Here is a 17,173-nt window from a genome sequence, read left to right as displayed (position 1 = left end):
CGGAACTTCCGGGCCTTTTTTCATGCGGGCGATATTGTCAGTGGCGCCCTGTGCTGCCGAAACCGCCGGCACCGCGCTCGCTCTCGGCAAAGTCGTCGACGATGTTCAGCTCGGCTTGCACGACCGGCACGATCACGAGCTGCGCAAGGCGCTCCATCGGGTTGAGAACGAACGCAGTGCTGCCACGGTTCCAGGTGCTGACCATCAGCTGGCCCTGGTAATCCGAATCGATCAGGCCGACCAGGTTGCCCAGCACGATGCCATGTTTGTGGCCCATGCCCGAGCGCGGCAGGATCAGCGCGGCATAACCGGGGTCGGCCAGGTGGATGGCCATGCCGGTCGGGACCAGATGCGTGGTGCCGGGCTCAATGGTGAGCGGGGCGTCGATGCAGGCGCGCAGGTCCAGCCCGGCGCTGCCGGTGGTGGCGTACTGCGGGAGCTGTTCGTGCAGGCGGGCGTCGAGGATCTTGACGTCGAGTTTCATGCGGGGCAGGCCGAAGAGGTTGCAGAAGCCGGAGATGGTAGCGCAAACGCCTCGGCCAGCAGCTCGTACGAGCGCAGGCGCGCCTTGTAGCTCGGCGCGACGGTCAGCACGATCAGCTCGTCGGCGACAAAGCGGTCCTTGAGCGCATGCATCTGCTGGGCCACGGATTCCGGCGTGCCGATGATGCTGCGCGGCCGCTCGCGCATGACGATGGCTTGGTCGCGTTCGGTGTAGACATGCGCTTCGCCTTGCTCGACGGTCGGAATCGGGCCATTCACGCCAATCGCCATCTGCACGCGGCGCAAATCAATCGCAGCTTCGTAGCGGCGCGCCTCGGCTTCAGTGTCTGCCGCAATCACGAAGACGGCGGCAGCGCTGTACTGCCGTGCGTCGTAGCCGGGTTCGAAATCGGTGCGGTACTGCTGCGCGACGATGTGCCCGACGTGCGGGTTGATGAAATGCGCAAACGCGAAACGGATACCCAGGCGCGCGGCCAGCGCGCCGCCAAAATCGCTGGAGCCGAGCACCCACAGTTCGGGTTGGGTGTCGATCTCGGGCTGCAGGATGACGCCGTAGGCGGGGTGATCCGGCGGCAGCGTGCCCGTCAGGTGCCAGATCAGTTCCTGCACCTGCTGCGGGAAGATGTCGCCGCGGTTGTAGTCGCCCATGGCCACGGCCTGCGCGGTACGCATGTCGCCGCCGGGCGCGCGGCCGACACCCAGGTCGATACGGTTCGGGAACAGCGCTTCCAGCAGGCGGAACTGCTCGGCCAGCTTGAACGGGCTGTAATACGGCAGCATCACGCCGCCAGAGCCCACGCGTAAGTGCTTCGTGGCGCTCGCCACGCGGGCGATCATCACTTCCGGCGCAGGGTTGCTGACGCCCCGCAGGCCGTGGTGCTCGGCGCACCAGTAGCGCGTGTAGCCGAGCGAATCCGTCAGTTGTGCCAGGTCGACCGTCGCGGCGATGGCATCGCGTGCGCTGTGGCCGTAAATGACGGGGCTTTGGTCCAGGACCGATAGACGGATCGGCGCGGCACTCATGACCGTGCTCCGTGCACACGGTCGGCGATGGCGGCGACGATCTGGCGCGCCAGCGTCAGCTTGTCGGCGCGCGGCAGGCGCGTGATGCCCTTTGCATCGAAGAGCGCGACTTCATTGTCGTCGCGGCCGAAGGTCTGATGGCCGAGATTGCCGACCAGCAACGGAATGCCTTTTTTCTGACGCTTGGCCTCGCCGAACTCTTCCAGGCGTTCGGTTTCTGCTGCAAAGCCGACGCAGAACGGCGCATTCGCACGGCGCGCCACGGCGGCCAGGATGTCCGGGTTTTGCGTGAACGTCAGTGTCGGTACGTCGGAATCGCTCTGCTTCTTGAGCTTCTGCTCCGCGGCTTGCGCCACACGCCAATCCGCCACGGCGGCCACGGCGATGAAGATGTCGTTCTTCGTGGTGTCCAACTCGCGCATGACGGCATCGTGCATCTGCTGGGCGGTTTGCACATCGATGCGCAATACGCCTGCAGGCGTGTCCTGATGGCACGGCCCAGCGACGAGCGTGACCTCCGCACCGGCCTGCGATGCGGCCCGCGCCAGCGCAAAGCCCATCTTGCCGCTGGACAGGTTCGTGATGCCGCGCACCGGGTCGATCGGCTCGAAGGTCGGGCCGGCTGTCAACAGCACGCGGTGGCCGCGCAGCAGCTTAGGCTGGAAGAAGCCGATGAGTTGCTCGACGATGTCTTCCGGCTCGAGCATGCGGCCGTCGCCGACTTCGCCGCAGGCCTGGTCGCCGGCATCGGGGCCGAGCAGGGTGACGTCGTCGGCGCGCAGTTGAGCGGCATTGCGTTGCGTGGCGGGCGCGGCCCACATCTGGCGGTTCATCGCGGGTGCCACAAGCAGCGGGCAATCGCGCGCGATGCACAGTGTGGAGAGCAGGTCGTCGGCCATGCCGTGCGCGAGCTTGGCGAGAAAGTCGGTGGACGCCGGCGCGATGACGATGGCATCCGCCTCGCGCGAGAGGTCGATGTGCGGCATGTTGTTGCCGATGCGGCCGTCCCACTGGGACGTGAAGACCGGGCGACCGGAAAGCGCCTGCATCGTCACCGGCGTGATGAAGTGCGTGGCGGCCTCGGTCATCACCACCTGCACGGTTGCGCCCGCCTTGGTCAAGAGCCGCACCAGCTCGGCCGACTTGTAGCACGCGATGCCCCCGGTCAGGCCGAGCACGAAATGTTTGCCTTGCAGTTCCATAACAACCCGCTTGGGAATCCGATTGACGCAATATGCGCGGGCAGGATACAACCCGGTGCCCGGGCTTCCTGCTGAACAGTGGCGATGATACCGGCTTGCCCCGGGGCGCGTCTGGCGCTCGGGTTTTTCGTCAAACGCGCATTCTCGATATGGTTTTCGGTCGTTCCGCAGTTCGCAATGTCCTCGCCTGGATTGGCGGTTGCGCCATCGTGGCGGTGGTGGTCGGCGCTACGCTCGTGTGTGGGGCGAAGACATGGCTGCGCGAGGAGCCGAAGCTTGGGCACGCAGACATGATCGTCGTGCTGGGCGGCGAATCGGGCCGGCGCGTGATCGGCGCCGCCGAGCTGTACCACGCAGGCATCGCGCCACGCGTGTTTGTCAGCGGGCAGGGCGATTGCCTTCTCATCGCGCGCCGCCTGGTGATGGCCGGTGTGCCGGCAGAGCGCATTGGCCACGAATGTGTGTCCGGCAGCACGATGGAGAATGCGCGGATGACGCGCGAGACGCTGGCGGACCAGCACGTCGACAGCGCAATACTGGTCACGAGCTGGTATCACACCGGCCGGGCGCTGGCGGTGTTCCGCAAGGTCTGGCCGGAGGTCGCCTGGGGTGCGCGGGGCGTATTCCCGGGTGACACGCTCGCCAAGTCGGTTCCGATCTACGAGGCCGGGTCGATTCTTGCCGAATACGTCAAACGGGCGTGGTACGCCGTCCGCTATTGGGCGTGAGCCTCATTCGGCAGGCATGGGCCGCGCATCGGCGGCCAGGTCGTCCAGGGACGGGACGAAGCGGATCGTGTCGCGCTTGTTGGATTCCCGCACCCAGTCGCGCAGCGCGCTGCTGGCGTCCAGGTGCGCGGAGATGTCGCCGACCACGGCGAGCTTCAACCGGTAGTTCGTGATCTTCTGCGCGATGCCGCCGGCCAGACCGGTGCGCAGCGCAAAGAACGCGGCGTCGAGGCGGCTGACCGGCACGGCAACCATCGATGCGCCATGCCCCAGCGCCTCGCCGATCAGATGATCCAGTGCGTCCTGTTCGCTGGCGATGCGCGGGCCGGCCTCATCGAGGCACAGCACCGCTTCGCCGTTCCAATGCTGGAGGTCTGACACGGCAGCCTTAGCGACGCACGCGCCGCAGTTCGTCGACGATCAGCAGCACCGCGCCGATGCAGATACCGCAGTCCGCCACGTTGAAGGCGGGCCAGTGGTAGTTGTGCAGGTAGAAGTCGAGGAAGTCCACCACGTGACCGTAGATGACGCGGTCGATCACGTTGCCCAGCGCGCCGCCCAGAATCAGCGCCAGCGCAAAGCAGAACATCTTCTGCCCGCTGTGCCGCTTGAGCAGCCACACGATGAACAGCGCAGCCGCCACGCCCAGGCCCGTGAAGAACCAGCGTTGCCAGCCGCCCGCCGCCGCCAGGAACGAGAACGCCGCTCCCTTGTTATAGGCCAGCACCAGGTTGAAGAACCCGGTGACCGGCCGCGACTCGCCGTACGTGAAGGTTTTGAGGACGGCGATCTTGGTCAACTGGTCCAGCAGGATCCAGATGACGGCCAGGCCGAGCCAGGGGCCCACGCCATGACCGCCGCCGCTCTTCTTCATTCCGATCGATTTGCTCTTGCCCTTGTTGCGAGTGGCCATCAGGCAGCGCTCCGTTGTTCGCCGGCGCCGAACAGGTTGTCGGTGCAGCGCTTGCAGAGGGTCGGGTGGGCGTGGTCGTGGCCGACGTCGGCGCGGTAGTGCCAGCAGCGCTCGCACTTGGCGTGCGTGGACGGCACCACGGTGATGAGCAGATCGCCGCCTTCCGGTGCGCGTTCCAGCTTGGCCGCCGACGTGATCAGCACGAAGCGCAGGTCGTCGCCGAGGCTGGCCAATGCGTCATGCACCGACTCACCCGCCGACACCGTCACTTCCGCCTGCAGCGACGAGCCGATCTTGCCGTCGATGCGCAGGGCTTCGAGTTGCTTGGTGACTTCGCCACGCACGTTGCGGATGGCGGCCCACTTCTCCAGCAGCGCGCTGGCGCCTTGCGGCACCGGAGCGTCGTAGTAGGTGCTGGTGAAGATGGTGTCGGTGTGCTCGGTGCCGTGTGCGAAGACCTGCCATGCCTCTTCGGCCGTGAACGACAGGAACGGCGCCATCCAGTGCAGCATGGCCTGGGTGATGTGATACAGCGCGTTCTGTGCGGAGCGGCGCGCCACGGAATCGGGCGCCGTGGTGTACAGGCGGTCCTTCAGCACGTCGAGGTAGAAGCCGCCCAGGTCTTCCGAGCAGAACGTCTGCAGCTTGGCGACGACCGGGTGGAATTCATAGACGTCGTAGTGCGACAGGACTTCCTTCTGCAACGCATCCGTCAGCGCTACGGCATAGCGGTCGATTTCGAGCCATTGCTCGGTCGGCAGCGCGTGTTTGGCGTGATCGTAGTCGGTCAGGTTGGCGAGCAGGAAGCGCAGCGTGTTGCGGATGCGGCGATAGCCTTCCACCACGCGCTTGAGAATTTCGTCCGAGATGGCGAGTTCGCCCGAGTAGTCGGTCGAAGCCACCCACAGGCGAATGATCTCGGCGCCCATCTTGTTGGCGATTTCCTGCGGCGCGATCGTGTTGCCGATCGACTTCGACATCTTGCGGCCTTCGCCGTCCACCGTGAAGCCGTGCGTGAGCAGGCCCTTGTACGGCGGCTTGCCGTACAGCATCGAAGCCGTCAGCAGCGACGAGTGGAACCAGCCGCGGTGCTGGTCGGAGCCTTCCAGGTACAGGTCGGCCAGGCGACCGTCCGGCAGGTCGGCCGAAGCGTCGTACAGATCTGCGGCATGCGAGCCGCGGATGACGTGCCAGTGCGTCGTGCCCGAGTCGAACCACACGTCGAGCGTGTCGCGATTCTTCTCGTACATGTCAGCCTCGTCGCCGAGCAGGTCGCGCGGGTCGAGCGTCTGCCAGGCTTCGATGCCGCTTTGTTCGATGCGCTGGGCGACTTGCTCCAGCAGCTCGGGCGTGCGCGGGTGCAGTGCGCCGGTTTCCTTGTGCACGAAGAAGGCCATCGGCACGCCCCATTGGCGCTGGCGCGAGAGCGTCCAGTCCGGGCGGTTGGCGATCATGTTGTGCAGGCGCTGCTTACCCCACGACGGGTAGAACGCGGTGGCATCGATGCCGGCGAGCGCCGTTTCGCGCAGCGTGGCGTTGCCGTCGTTGGGCTGCACGTCCATCCCCGCAAACCACTGCGACGTGGCGCGATAGATGATCGGCGTCTTGTGGCGCCAGCAGTGCATGTAGCTGTGCGCGTATTTGTGCGCATCGAACAGGTTGCCCGAGTCGCGCAGCACCTCGACGATCTTCGGATTGGCATCCCAGATCATCTGGCCGCCGAACAGTGGCAGCGTCGATGCGTACACGCCGTTGCCCATGACCGGGTTGATGATCTCCGAGTCGGGCATGTTGTGGGCCTTGCACGACTGGAAGTCTTCCACGCCGTAGGCGGGCGCGGAGTGGACGATGCCCGTGCCGGTGTCAATGGTCACGTAGTCGCCCAGATAGACCGGCGAGGTGCGGTCGTAGCCCGCGTCCATCTTGGCGAGCGGATGGTGGAAACGCACGCCCGAGAGCGCCGCGCCTTCGCACGTGGCCAGCACGGTGCCTTCGAGCTTCCAGCTTTGCAGGCAGGCCTCGACGCGCTCCTTGGCGACGATCAGCAGCCCGCGCGGCGTGTCGACCAGCGCGTATTCGATTTCCGGGTGCAGGTTCAGCGCTTGGTTGGAAGGGATCGTCCACGGTGTGGTGGTCCAGATCACGATCCAGCCCGGCTTGGCCTTGAGCACATCGGCGCCGACGTGGAAGGCGCTCGCCAGCGCGTCGATGTCGGCGAACGGGAAGCCGACGTCGATCGACAGGTCGGTCCGATCCGCGTATTCGACTTCCGCCTCAGCCAATGCCGAGCCGCAGTCGAAGCACCAGTTGACCGGCTTCAGGCCGCGGAACACGTAGCCCTTTTCCAGAATCTTGCCCAGCGCGCGCACTTCATCCGCTTCGTTGCGGAAGTTCATGGTCAGGTACGGATCGGCCCAGTCGCCCAGCACGCCCAGGCGTTCGAAATCCGCCTTCTGGCGAGCGATCTGGCCCGTGGCGTAGGCACGCGCTTTCTCTTGGACTTCCTTGACCGGCAAGCCCTTGCCGAACTGCTTTTCGATCTGGATTTCGATCGGCATGCCGTGGCAGTCCCAGCCCGGCACGTAGACGGCGTCCAGCCCGGTCAGGCCGCGCGCCTTGATCACCATGTCCTTGAGGATCTTGTTGACCGCATGGCCGATGTGCAGATCGCCGTTGGCATACGGCGGGCCGTCGTGAAGGATGAACTTCTTTGCGCCTTTGCGCGCGGCACGGATCTTCTTGTAGAGCTGCTTGTCCTGCCACTGCTTGACCCACAGCGGTTCGCGCTTGGGCAGGTCGCCGCGCATGGGGAAGGGCGTGTCCAGCAGGTTGACCGGGTACTTGCTCTTCTCCGGCGTAGGCTTCTTGGAATCGGACATGGTGTGATGTGGGGCAGATTCGGGCAATTCGGGTGGGTGCAGGCACGGCTGACAGTGCAGGGCGCGCGTGCGCAGCGTGTGGCTTCTGGGCGGCGAACGTGTCGGCCGCCTACTGAATTCGGTCGGTGGCGGAGGTGGCGAAGTCGCGCCGAAGCGCTGGCGACTCGCCGGCCGGCGGAACGGGCAGGCCGAAGAACTGCCGCGCGTGAACACAGTCCTGCGCGATGGCGTCCTTGAGCGCATCGAGCGAATCGTAGCGAGCCTCGTCGCGCAGCTTCTTCATGAATTCCACGCGGACCAGCTTGCCGTAGACGCTGGCGTTGTAATCAAAGACATGCACTTCCAGCAGCACGCGGCCGGAGTCGTCCACCGTCGGGCGTACGCCAATGCTGGCGACGGCCGGCAGCGGCTTTTCAGCCAGCCCGTGCACCTGCACGACAAAGATGCCGGCCACTGCCGGCTTGCGGTGCGAGATGCGCAGATTCAGCGTCGGGAAGCCGAGCGAGCGGCCGAGCTTTTGCCCATGCACCACGTGCCCGCTGATGGCATAACCGTGACCGAGCAGGCGGCGGGCATGTTCGAGGTCGCCCGCGGCCAGCGCCTCGCGCACCGCCGAGCTGGAGATGCGGATGCCGGACTCCGACACCGAGCCCATCTGCTCGACTTCAAAGCCGAACTGCGCGCCGGCGGCCTGCAGGTAGGTGAAATCTCCGGCGCGCTTGGCGCCAAAGCGGAAGTCATCGCCCACCAGCAGCCAGCGCGCGTGCAGACCATCCACCAGGACATTGCGGACGAATTCGTCCGGCGTTTGGCCCGCAAAATGCGCGTTGAAATGCTCCACGACCACGCGGTCGACGCCTTGGCGGCGCAGGCTTTCCAGCTTGTCGCGCAGCAGGGCGATGCGGGTGGGCGCGCGGTCCGGCATGAAGAATTCGCGCGGATGCGGCTCGAACGTCATCACCGTGAGCGGCAATCCGCGTGCGTCGGCCGCCGCGCGTGCGCGGGCCAGCAGAGACTGGTGCCCGCGGTGCACGCCGTCGAAGTTGCCGATGGTCAACGCGCAGGGCGCGCGACTTTCGGCGTTGGGCAGGCCGCGAAAGACTTTCACGAGAAGCGTCGGTGGTCGAGGAAGGGGGAAGTGCGTTTTGTACCGGATTGGCGCGGCTGCCGGCCAAAATCCAGCAAAACGCACATTATATAAGGGATTGCCCCGTCCCCGGCGGGTCAAGGGAGGATGAAGCTGGGTGTTGCACAATCGTCCGAACGATGCGCCCGCGCGGTTCATGCTTGCGGCACAATCCGGTATCCAGTTTCTTGCCGACATCGCCTTGAACGCCTCGCTGCGCCTTTTCTTCGCCAAGTTCGGGCTTGCCAGCCGCGCGCCGCTTGAACTGGATGCCCGAGCCAAGCTGCTCGCCGCCGTGCATCGCGGGGCGCCCATGGGGATCGCCGCCTCGGTCGTCCTGCCCGCCCTGACGGTCGCCGCATTCTGGGATGCCTCGAACCGGCCGGGGCTGCTGGGCTGGTGCCTCATCATGCTGTGCCTGACGGCGTCGGGCCTGCGCTTCTATTTTGGTTATCGCTACGACCTGACCCGCATGACGCTGGCCGCGCACACCCGCAAGTGGTGGACGGGCATGCACGTCATGTCAGCGGTGGGGGGGGTGGCGTGGGGCTGTTCGGCAGGGCTGTATCTGATGTCGCCGTCGCTGGAATTCAGCAGCCTGCTGATGATCGTGATCATCGGTGTGGCGGCGGCGGCGGTGTTGTCGCAGGCGCCGGTGCCATCCAGTTTGCTGATCCTCGGGACGGGCATCCTGGCGCCGCACTTTGTGCTGGCCGAGCAGGCGTTTCCGGGGCATGGGCTGTATTTGCGCGGCGTGCTGCTGTTTTTTGCGGCGCTGCTGACGCGGCATGCCGTGAACATCCACAACACGCTGGTGCGCGAAATCCAGCTGGAGAACGAGAGCCGCCAGCTCGCGCGCCGCTACCAGGATGAAAAGCAGCGCGCATTGTCGGCGTCGGAAGAAAAATCGCGCTTCCTGGCCGCGGCCAGCCACGACTTGCGCCAGCCGGTGCATGCGATCGTGCTGCTGGTAGAGGCGCTACGGGCGCGCAACCAGTCGGAATCCTTGGCGCCGCTGGTGGAGCAACTCGCTTCGGGCGCTGCGACCATCGACTTGCTGTTCCGCTCGCTGCTGGATCTGTCCAAGCTGGAGAGCCGCAAGACCTCGCCGACGCTGGAGCCGGTGGATCTGGGCGAGGTCATCACCGAGGTGGTTCAGCAGTTCATGCCGGATGCGCGCGCCAAGGGCCTGACGCTCGCGGCGCGTATCCCGCCGCTGCCCGTATTCGGGATGGCCGAGCCGGTGCTGCTGCGTCGGGCGCTGTTCAACCTCCTGCAAAACGCGCTGCGCTACACCGAGCGCGGCGGCGTGATGGTGGCGCTGCGCGTGCGCCAGAAGCATCTGCGGATCGAGGTCTGGGATACCGGCATCGGCATCGCGCCGGAGCACCAGAAAGACATCTTCTCGACGTACTACCAGGTCGAAAACCCGGAGCGCGATCCGAGCCAGGGTCTCGGCTTGGGCCTGTCGATCTACAAGGAATGTGTGCGTCTGCTGCGCGGCACGTTTGGCGTGCGCTCGGTGCCGGGGCGCGGCTCGATGTTCTGGATGGCGCTGCGGCCCGTACCCGCCGAGATCAAGGCGCCGCTGGCGACGCAGCCGCGCGCCGAGCAGAAGCGCGCCGTGCTCGACCAGCCGCGGTTCTCCGGCGTGGTGCTGGTGGTGGATGACGACCCGCAGATCCGCAAGGCCTGGCACGCGCTGCTCGAAGCCTGGGGCGTGGAAGTCCACAGCGCGGCAGACGGCCGCTCCGCCGAGCAACTGCTCGCGCGCGGCATTCGTCCGCAGATCATCTTCTGCGACTTGCGCCTGCCCGGCGAGGAAGACGGCCTGCAACTGCTTGAGCGCTGGCAGGTCAGCCACCCCGATGCGCACGCCGTGCTGCTCACCGGCGATCGCAACTCCGCCGCCCTGGCGCGCGCCGAAGAAGCAGGCTACCTGCTGCTGGCCAAGCCGATGGACCCGAACATGCTGCGCGTGCTGCTCAAGCGCTGGCTGCGCGGCCGCTCAGCCGAGCCGCAGGTCGCTTACTGATCCGGACGGGAATGTAAAACGGCGCCGTCGATGGCGGCGCCGCGATGGTCAGGCCAAGCGTGCAGATCAGGCCGCGCCTGTCAGGCGGAAGCGCTCCATGCGGGAGATGATCTGGATGCGCGTGCGCACGCCGAGCCGCTGCAAAATCGCCGAGACGTGTTCTTTGACGGTGTTTTCCGTCAGGCCCAACTGACGCGCAATCGACTTGTTCGGCAGACCTTCGAGCAGCAGCGCCAGCACCGAGCCCTGACGCGGCGTCAGCCCCAGTTCCGCCGGCGTGATCGGGATGCCGTGCGAGGCGCCGCCCTTGCCGTTCGTGCCGCCCATATCGTCTTCCGACGGGAAGGATGCATCGCCGCCAAAGATGCCGGCGACTGCCTTGGAGAAGGCATGCGCATCGGCGTGCTTGCCGATGAAGCCGATGGCGCCCAGCGCTTGGGCCTTGGCGACGATTTCCGGCGTGTTTTCCGCCGACATGAAGGCAAAGCGCGCTTCCGGCAGTTTGCCGCGCAGCTCCCGCATGGCGTCGAAGCCGGTGCAGTCGGACAGCCACACGTCCAGCAGCACGACGTCCGGACGGACGCCTTCTTCCACCAGCGCAAGCGCCTGGCGCCGGCCAATGGCCGCGTGCACCTGGACTTCAGGCAAGGCGTGTGCAAGAAATGTGGTCGTGCCAGACAAGGCGAGAGGGTGGTCGTCGACCACCAGCAGGCTACGCAGCGAGCTCGTCATTCTTATTCCCCGGTGAGGGCAGAGCCCTCTTGTTGTTGTACGCGTGTCGACCCGGCGCGGGCGATGGCCGATGGGCCGGGCATATAACCCTGTGCCGATCGACCGTCACGGTATCGCCCGCACGATGTTGCAGCGCGGGATGAACGGACGCCGGATACGCGTCGGATCACCGCTGGCTGCACACCCGACCCCTCGGGAGCGCGGACAATTATGGTGCTGAGATTATCAGAGCGCGCCAAAGCACGCCAACGGTTGCCCCTTCCTTTTGCCGGCGCGACAGGGTTTTTGCCGGCACGCGTCGGCAAAATGCCACGGTGCCTGCAAAAGCGCCCGCGGCATGGCCCCGCAGCCGTCACACCCGATTTTCTCGGGGAACTGCGGCGCACTTGATAAAATGCCGCGATGAAAAACATCGTCATTCTCATTTCCGGACGCGGCTCCAATATGGAAGCCATTGTCCGCGCCTGTCAGGCCGAAGGTTGGTCGGGACGCATTGCCGCCGTCATTTCTAATCGGCCCGAAGCGGCAGGACTTAAATTTGCCGCGTCGCACGGCATTGCGACCGCGGTGGTCGACCACAAGACTTTCCCCGATCGCGACAGCTTCGACGCCGCCCTGGCGCAGGTGATCGACGGCTTTTCGCCCGATCTCGTGGTGCTGGCCGGTTTCATGCGCATCCTTACGCCCGGCTTTGTAAAGCGCTATGCGGGCCGCATGCTGAACATTCACCCATCTCTGCTGCCGTGCTTCCCTGGTTTGCATACGCACGAGGCCGCGCTGGCCATGGGCGTGAAGGTGCACGGCGCCACGGTGCATTTCGTCACCGCTGACCTGGATCACGGCCCGATCGTGCTGCAGGCCATCATCGACGTGCGTCAGGACGATACGCCTGAATCGCTCGCCGGGCGGCTGCTGGCACAGGAACACACGATCTACCCGCGTGCCGTGCGGTGGTTCGTGGAAGGGCGGTTGTCGATCGAAGACGGTGTCGTGCGCGTCTCGCCGGATGAATCGCAGCTTGTCATTGGCGTCAACGCCCGGGAGGCAGCATGAGCCAGGATCGTCAGCGTTCGCGCGGCAACGGAAACGGCGGATCAGGCAACAAGCGTGCGGGTTCGGGTGGCGGTGGCTGGTATCGCGCACCCCAGGGCAAGCCTGCGCCCCGCAGCGCTCCGCGTCCCCGCACGGGCGTGCATGGCAGCCATCTGGAGCACCTCGACAAGGTGCTTGCGCGCCTGCTGCACTTTGCAGCGCCCGCCGATATGGTGGTCAGCCAGTACTTCCGCGAGCACCACGAACTTGGCCATCGCGAGCGCGGCATCATCGCCGAAGCGGCCTTTGCCGTGTTGCGCCGCAAGGTGGAATTCGGCCAGTTTGCCGAGAGCGGCACGGGCCCGGCGCGTCGCCGTCTGGTACTGCTCGGCTTGCTGCAGACGGCTGGCCGTGAGGCGATTGCCCCGTTCCTGAACCCGGCCGAAGCCGAATGGCTGGATCGCTGGGAAAACCGCGACCGCGCAGCGTTGGCGGCCCGCGTGCGTGCCAATCTGCCCGACTGGCTGTTCGACGCGCTGGTTGCCCAGCACGGTGCGGAATTCACCGAAGCGCTGGCTCAGGCGTGGTTGACGCCGGCGCCGCTGGATTTGCGCGTGAACACGCTCAAGGGCGAACGCGACGCCGTGCTCGCCACGCTGGCCGAAGCCGGCATTGAAGGCGCTGCGGCGCCGCTCTCGCCGGTGGGCATCCGCCTGGCGGGCAAGCCGGCGCTGAACAAGCTCGACATCTTCACCAACGGCACGGTCGAGGTGCAGGACGAGGGCAGCCAACTGCTGTGCCAATTGCTGGCGCCCAAGCGCGGCGAAATGGTGGTCGATTTCTGCGCCGGTGCCGGCGGCAAGACCCTGGCGATTGGCGCGGCGATGCGCTCCACCGGGCGCCTATATGCCTTCGACGTATCGGAAAAGCGCTTGTCGAACCTCGGCCCGCGACTGGCGCGCAGCGGCCTGTCCAACGTGCACCCGGGCCGTATCGACAGCGAGCACGATGCCAAGGTCAAGCGTCTGGCGGGCAAGATCGATCGCGTGTTGGTCGACGCGCCGTGCAGCGGCCTGGGCACGTTGCGCCGTAATCCGGACCTGAAGTGGCGCCAGTCGGCCCAGGCCGTGGAAGAAATGTCGGCCAAGCAGCTGTCGATCCTGACATCGGCGGCGCGGCTGCTGAAGGCGGGTGGCCGCCTCGTCTACGCGACGTGCAGCGTCCTGGCGCGCGAGAACCAGCAGGTGGTCGAGCAGTTCCTGGCGGCACATGAAGACTTCGTGCTCGTGCCCGCCGCCGAGGTGCTGGCCGCACAGAAGATCGCGCTGGAAATGGGGCCCTACCTCGAGCTGTATCCGCACACGCACCAGACCGACGGCTTCTTCGCGGCCGTGCTGGAGCGCCGCGCATGATGGTGCGCCGCTTCGGTTGGCTGCTGGCCGCATGGCTGGCGTTGGCCGCAGGTGGCGTCGCACTTGCCCGCAGCGCGCCACCGGTGCAACCCGCCAAGGGCACGGTGCAGGCCGCGTTCACGCCCGATGACGACATCGAAGGATTGTTGGCCGATGCCATCGACCAGGCGCGTGAGCAGGTGCTGGTGCAGGCGTATCTGCTGTCGAACAAGGCGATTACCCGTGCACTACTGGCGGCGCATCAGCGTGGCGTGGATGTGCGCGTGCTGGCCGATCGCGAGCAGATGACGCGCTCCGGCGGCAGCCGCGTGCCGGAGGTCGCCAACGCGGGCATCCCCGTCTGGCTGGAGGTGCGCTACAAGAACGCGCACAACAAGGTCATCGTGATCGACCCGCGCGGCGCGCATCCGGTGCTGGTCACTGGCAGCTTCAACTTCACGCAGACCGCGCAGCGCGGCAATGCCGAGAACGTACTGATCGTGCGCGGCGACGCCGATCTCGCCCAGCGCTATGCCGCCAACTGGCAGAAGCATGTGGGTGACGCATTGCCCTATCGGACCCAGTAAGGGTTTGCAATCACCCGTCAAGCCAATGAACGGATTGCCGCTGAACCTGAACCACATTGCGCTGGGCCACATGATCGACGACATCGTCCGTGATCTGGGTGGCCCGCGCTTCATCTGGCAACTGGGCGCGCTCGTGCTGGTGCTCGTTGCCGCCTGGCTCATTGCACGGCCCATCTCGCGGCGCCTGCATGCGGCGCATGTGAACGAGACCTTCGCCCTGCGTTTTGCCTGGTCGAGCCTGGAGCGGGCGATGTTCCCGCTGATCGGCTGGCTGCTCGTGGTGGGCGCGCGCTATGCCCTGGTCGGCACCATGCCGATCAGCGTGTTCCGGCTGGCCGCGGTGCCGCTGTTTGGCCTGGCGATCCTGTATCTCGGCTTCTACGTGTTGCGCCGCGTGCTGTCCGCCAACGGCGAGCTACACGGCATGCTCGTCCTCGCAGAGCGCGTGCTGACCACGCTGATGTGGATCGGCATGGTGCTCTACGTGCTGGGCGTGCTCGGCGATGTGGTGGATTACCTCGACGGCATCCGCTTTGCGCTGGGCGGCAAGCAGAAGGTGAGCCTGGCGGCCATGCTGATGGGCGTGGTGTGGATTCTCGTCACCGTGTTGGTGGCAATGTGGTTCGGCTCGTGGCTGGACAGCCGCATCACGCGTGCTTCGGCCATTGACGCCAACCTGAAGGTGGTGCTGTCGCGCGTGACCAAGGCGGTGCTGCTGCTGGTGTCGCTGCTGCTGAGCCTGTCGCTGGTGGGCATCGACCTGACGGTGCTGTCGGTGTTTGGCGGCGCGCTCGGCGTCGGCCTGGGCTTCGGCTTGCAGAAGATCGCCAGCAATTACGTCTCGGGCTTCATCATCCTGCTGGAGCGCTCGCTCAAGCTGGGCGATCAGATCACGGTCAGCACGTACACCGGCATCGTCACGCAGATCCGCACCCGCTACACCGTGGTGCGCAATGGCGATGGCGATACGCTCGTCCCGAACGAACTGATGGTCGCGCAGGCCGTGCAGAACCACAACGAGCGCGGCACCGTGCGCGTGGCGGTGCGCGTGCAAGCGTCGTATGCCGCTGATCCTGAAAGCGTGTTGGCGCTGCTGCTGCAATGCGCCGAGGGCATCCCGCGCGTTCTGCCTGAGCCAGCGCCCGCCGCCTTCATGGCGTTGTTTGCCGACAGCGGCATCGAATACGAACTTGGGGTGTGGATCGGCGACCCGCACAACGGCAAGCTCGGCGTGCAATCCGACCTGAACCGCGCCATCTATCGCCGCTTCAAGGAAGCCGGCATCGAGATCCCATACCCGCAACGTGAAGTGCGGGTGCTCGGGGCTCAGGCGCTGCAACAGGGCGCTTCGAGCACTTCGGGTGATGCTGGAGCCGCATCGAAGCCGTCCTCCTCGGCGTAACACATCTGCGCGGGGAACGGCGCCCTCTTGTCCGAGGTCAAAACGGCGGTTTTCCCCCATGGAATAGAGGGGGTGTTCGGTTAAAATGCCGATTGCTCCCACGAAGGATTAGACGGCTCGTCGCCAAGGCTCAGTATTTGCGACAAAGCGCTGCGAATACCTTGTATTGCGCAGGGGCGGAGGTCATATAAATGGCGGCAGGAAGCTGGCCGATGTGACGCGCAAGCCGGGTGCCAACACCCGAATCCCCGCCAACACGACCCCGTTGTCGCAACGCTGCGACAACGGATGGCCTTAAGAGGCAGCATGGTTTGTTCGATTGACGGACCAAGGGCTGCTTTGATCACCCGAGTTGACCACGGAGAACACTTTGATCGACTCCTTTCTGACTTTCCTTGCCAACGGCACCCTGGATTGGGCCTGGTGGCAAATCCTGATTTTCACGCTGGTGATGACGCACATCACCATCGCCAGCGTCACGATTTTTCTGCACCGCTGCCAAGCGCACCGGGCGCTGGACGTGCATCCCATCGCCGGACACTTCTTCCGTTTCTGGCTGTGGCTGACCACCGGCATGGTCACGAAGGAATGGACCGCCATTCACCGCAAGCACCACGCCAAGTGCGAAACCGAAGAGGATCCGCACAGCCCGCAGACCCGAGGCATCCGCAAGGTGCTGATGGAAGGCGCGGAGCTGTATCGCGCTGAGGCCAAGAACAAGGAAACGATCCAGAAGTTCGGCCACGGTACGCCGGACGATTGGGTCGAGAAGAACGTGTATTCGAAGTTCACGTGGCAAGGCGTCGGTTTGATGCTGATCCTCGACGTGCTGATGTTCGGTGCGCTGGGCCTGACGGTGTGGGCCGTGCAGATGCTGTGGATTCCGATTCACGCTGCCGGCATCATCAACGGTCTGGGCCACTTCTGGGGCTACCGCAACTTCGACTGCGAAGACGCTTCGACGAACGTGTCGCCGTGGGGCATCATCATCGGCGGCGAAGAGCTGCACAACAACCACCACACGTACGCCACGTCGGCCAAGTTCTCGGTCAAGTGGTATGAGTTCGACATCGGCTGGGGCTACATCCGCGCGCTCGAAATCGTCGGTTTGGCGAAGGTCAAGAAGGTGGCGCCCAAGGCCCGCTTTGGCGACGTGAAGCCGGTCGACCAGAACACGCTGGAAGCCATCATCGCCAACCGCTACGACGTGATGGCTCGCTATGCCAAGACCGTCAAGACGGCCTATCGCCAAGAGCTGGCCAAGCTGAAGGATTCGCGCGCTGTCGAGTACCGCGCGCTGAAGCCGGCCCGCAAGTGGTTCCACCGCGACGAGACCAAGCTGGGCGCGCCGCAGCGCGAGCAGCTCTCGCAAATCGTGTCGGACCACTCGGCGCTGCACACCTTCGTTGAGATGCGCCGCGAGCTGGGCGCCCTCTGGGGCCGTTCGAACGCCACGCGCGAGCAACTGCTGCATCAGCTGCAGGAATGGTGCAAGCGCGCTGAGGAAAGCGGTATCCACGCACTGCAGGAATTTGCTGTGCGCCTGCGCCGCTACGCCTGAGTTTCTTGTTTCATAGGTGAAGCCCCGCTCCGCAGCGGGGCTTTTCTTTTGGGTAAAC

15 protein-coding genes are annotated in these 17,173 nt (G+C 65.5%); 7 read left to right on the top strand and 8 right to left on the bottom strand.

The window, feature by feature from the left end; all coding sequences use genetic code 11:
* Window positions 1-37: 37 nt before the first annotated feature.
* From dut to coaBC, 3 genes are read right to left on the bottom strand one after another with little or no spacing between them, the layout of a single operon-like run.
* The gene (gene dut, locus R2676_RS02005) at window positions 38-484 is read right to left on the bottom strand and encodes a dUTP diphosphatase (RefSeq protein ID WP_024974963.1); all 447 of its coding nucleotides are present in this window, start codon (window positions 482-484) and stop codon (window positions 38-40) included.
* Window positions 481-1,527, bottom strand: a complete 1,047-nt coding sequence (locus R2676_RS02000; protein WP_206274168.1) for an LLM class flavin-dependent oxidoreductase — start codon at window positions 1,525-1,527, stop codon at window positions 481-483. Before R2676_RS02000 ends, dut begins: the two co-directional genes overlap by 4 nt.
* Window positions 1,524-2,729 carry a bifunctional phosphopantothenoylcysteine decarboxylase/phosphopantothenate--cysteine ligase CoaBC gene (gene coaBC / locus R2676_RS01995; RefSeq protein ID WP_206274167.1) on the bottom strand — a complete coding sequence of 402 codons (1,206 nt, stop codon included), beginning with the start codon at window positions 2,727-2,729 and terminating at the stop codon, window positions 1,524-1,526. The genes R2676_RS02000 and coaBC overlap by 4 nt, the downstream gene beginning before the upstream one ends.
* 149 nt (window positions 2,730-2,878) lie before the next feature.
* Here coaBC and R2676_RS01990 point away from each other — a divergent pair, with 149 nt between their 5' ends.
* Complete coding sequence (locus R2676_RS01990; RefSeq protein ID WP_206274166.1) at window positions 2,879-3,457, top strand: YdcF family protein; 579 nt, start codon at window positions 2,879-2,881, stop codon at window positions 3,455-3,457.
* A gap of 3 nt (window positions 3,458-3,460) precedes the next feature.
* Here the strand turns inward: R2676_RS01990 and R2676_RS01985 are convergent, their stop codons facing one another.
* From R2676_RS01985 to R2676_RS01970, 4 genes are all read right to left on the bottom strand, one after another.
* Window positions 3,461-3,838, bottom strand: a complete 378-nt coding sequence (locus R2676_RS01985) for a DUF4180 domain-containing protein (protein ID WP_316856667.1) — start codon at window positions 3,836-3,838, stop codon at window positions 3,461-3,463.
* A 7-nt stretch (window positions 3,839-3,845) separates the two neighbouring features.
* A complete protein-coding gene (gene lspA, locus R2676_RS01980) occupies window positions 3,846-4,370 on the bottom strand; it encodes a signal peptidase II (RefSeq protein WP_206274165.1) in 525 nt (174 codons plus the stop codon).
* Window positions 4,370-7,249 (bottom strand): isoleucine--tRNA ligase, encoded by a 2,880-nt coding sequence (gene ileS, locus R2676_RS01975; RefSeq protein ID WP_206274164.1) that lies wholly within the window; start codon window positions 7,247-7,249, stop codon window positions 4,370-4,372. Before ileS ends, lspA begins: the two co-directional genes overlap by 1 nt.
* A gap of 109 nt (window positions 7,250-7,358) precedes the next feature.
* Window positions 7,359-8,357, bottom strand: a complete 999-nt coding sequence (locus R2676_RS01970; RefSeq protein WP_206274163.1) for a bifunctional riboflavin kinase/FAD synthetase — start codon at window positions 8,355-8,357, stop codon at window positions 7,359-7,361.
* A 220-nt stretch (window positions 8,358-8,577) separates the two neighbouring features.
* On the opposite strand from R2676_RS01970, the gene R2676_RS01965 reads away from it, so the two are divergent.
* Window positions 8,578-10,410 carry an ATP-binding response regulator gene (locus tag R2676_RS01965; protein ID WP_027680728.1) on the top strand — a complete coding sequence of 611 codons (1,833 nt, stop codon included), beginning with the start codon at window positions 8,578-8,580 and terminating at the stop codon, window positions 10,408-10,410.
* 66 nt (window positions 10,411-10,476) lie between these two features.
* Here R2676_RS01965 and R2676_RS01960 read toward each other — a convergent pair whose 3' ends face one another.
* The gene (locus R2676_RS01960) at window positions 10,477-11,142 is read right to left on the bottom strand and encodes a response regulator transcription factor (protein ID WP_027680729.1); all 666 of its coding nucleotides are present in this window, start codon (window positions 11,140-11,142) and stop codon (window positions 10,477-10,479) included.
* A 402-nt stretch (window positions 11,143-11,544) separates the two neighbouring features.
* Here R2676_RS01960 and purN point away from each other — a divergent pair, with 402 nt between their 5' ends.
* From purN to R2676_RS01935, 5 genes are all read left to right on the top strand, one after another.
* Window positions 11,545-12,195, top strand: a complete 651-nt coding sequence (gene purN / locus R2676_RS01955; protein ID WP_206274162.1) for a phosphoribosylglycinamide formyltransferase — start codon at window positions 11,545-11,547, stop codon at window positions 12,193-12,195.
* Entirely contained in the window at window positions 12,192-13,586 is a 1,395-nt protein-coding gene (locus tag R2676_RS01950) for an RsmB/NOP family class I SAM-dependent RNA methyltransferase (RefSeq protein ID WP_206274161.1), read from the top strand. The genes purN and R2676_RS01950 overlap by 4 nt, the downstream gene beginning before the upstream one ends.
* Complete coding sequence (locus tag R2676_RS01945; protein ID WP_009241310.1) at window positions 13,583-14,152, top strand: phospholipase D family nuclease; 570 nt, start codon at window positions 13,583-13,585, stop codon at window positions 14,150-14,152. Before R2676_RS01950 ends, R2676_RS01945 begins: the two co-directional genes overlap by 4 nt.
* 25 nt (window positions 14,153-14,177) lie before the next feature.
* Window positions 14,178-15,554 carry a mechanosensitive ion channel family protein gene (locus R2676_RS01940; RefSeq protein WP_206274160.1) on the top strand — a complete coding sequence of 459 codons (1,377 nt, stop codon included), beginning with the start codon at window positions 14,178-14,180 and terminating at the stop codon, window positions 15,552-15,554.
* A gap of 370 nt (window positions 15,555-15,924) precedes the next feature.
* Window positions 15,925-17,115 (top strand): DesA family fatty acid desaturase, encoded by a 1,191-nt coding sequence (locus tag R2676_RS01935; RefSeq protein ID WP_206274159.1) that lies wholly within the window; start codon window positions 15,925-15,927, stop codon window positions 17,113-17,115.
* Window positions 17,116-17,173: the final 58 nt, after the last annotated feature.

It is taken from the genome of Ralstonia flatus, assembly GCF_958439105.1.
Classification (GTDB): Bacteria; Pseudomonadota; Gammaproteobacteria; order Burkholderiales; family Burkholderiaceae; genus Ralstonia; species Ralstonia flatus.
The sequence above is the reverse complement of the archived record's forward strand: the minus strand, read 5'-3'. Positions and strand labels throughout refer to the sequence as shown.

Bases quoted from the DNA above. Each gene is read 5' to 3' on its own strand.
- dut (WP_024974963.1), bottom strand. From the start codon at position 484: ATGAAACTCGACGTCAAGATCCTCGACGCCCGCCTGCACGAACAGCTC.
- R2676_RS02000 (WP_206274168.1), bottom strand. From the start codon at position 1,527: ATGAGTGCCGCGCCGATCCGTCTATCGGTCCTGGACCAAAGCCCCGTC.
- coaBC (WP_206274167.1), bottom strand. From the start codon at position 2,729: ATGGAACTGCAAGGCAAACATTTCGTGCTCGGCCTGACCGGGGGCATC.
- R2676_RS01990 (WP_206274166.1), top strand. From the start codon at position 2,879: ATGGTTTTCGGTCGTTCCGCAGTTCGCAATGTCCTCGCCTGGATTGGC.
- lspA (WP_206274165.1), bottom strand. From the start codon at position 4,370: ATGGCCACTCGCAACAAGGGCAAGAGCAAATCGATCGGAATGAAGAAG.
- ileS (WP_206274164.1), bottom strand. From the start codon at position 7,249: ATGTCCGATTCCAAGAAGCCTACGCCGGAGAAGAGCAAGTACCCGGTC.
- R2676_RS01960 (WP_027680729.1), bottom strand. From the start codon at position 11,142: ATGACGAGCTCGCTGCGTAGCCTGCTGGTGGTCGACGACCACCCTCTC.
- purN (WP_206274162.1), top strand. From the start codon at position 11,545: ATGAAAAACATCGTCATTCTCATTTCCGGACGCGGCTCCAATATGGAA.
- R2676_RS01950 (WP_206274161.1), top strand. From the start codon at position 12,192: ATGAGCCAGGATCGTCAGCGTTCGCGCGGCAACGGAAACGGCGGATCA.
- R2676_RS01945 (WP_009241310.1), top strand. From the start codon at position 13,583: ATGATGGTGCGCCGCTTCGGTTGGCTGCTGGCCGCATGGCTGGCGTTG.
- R2676_RS01940 (WP_206274160.1), top strand. From the start codon at position 14,178: ATGAACGGATTGCCGCTGAACCTGAACCACATTGCGCTGGGCCACATG.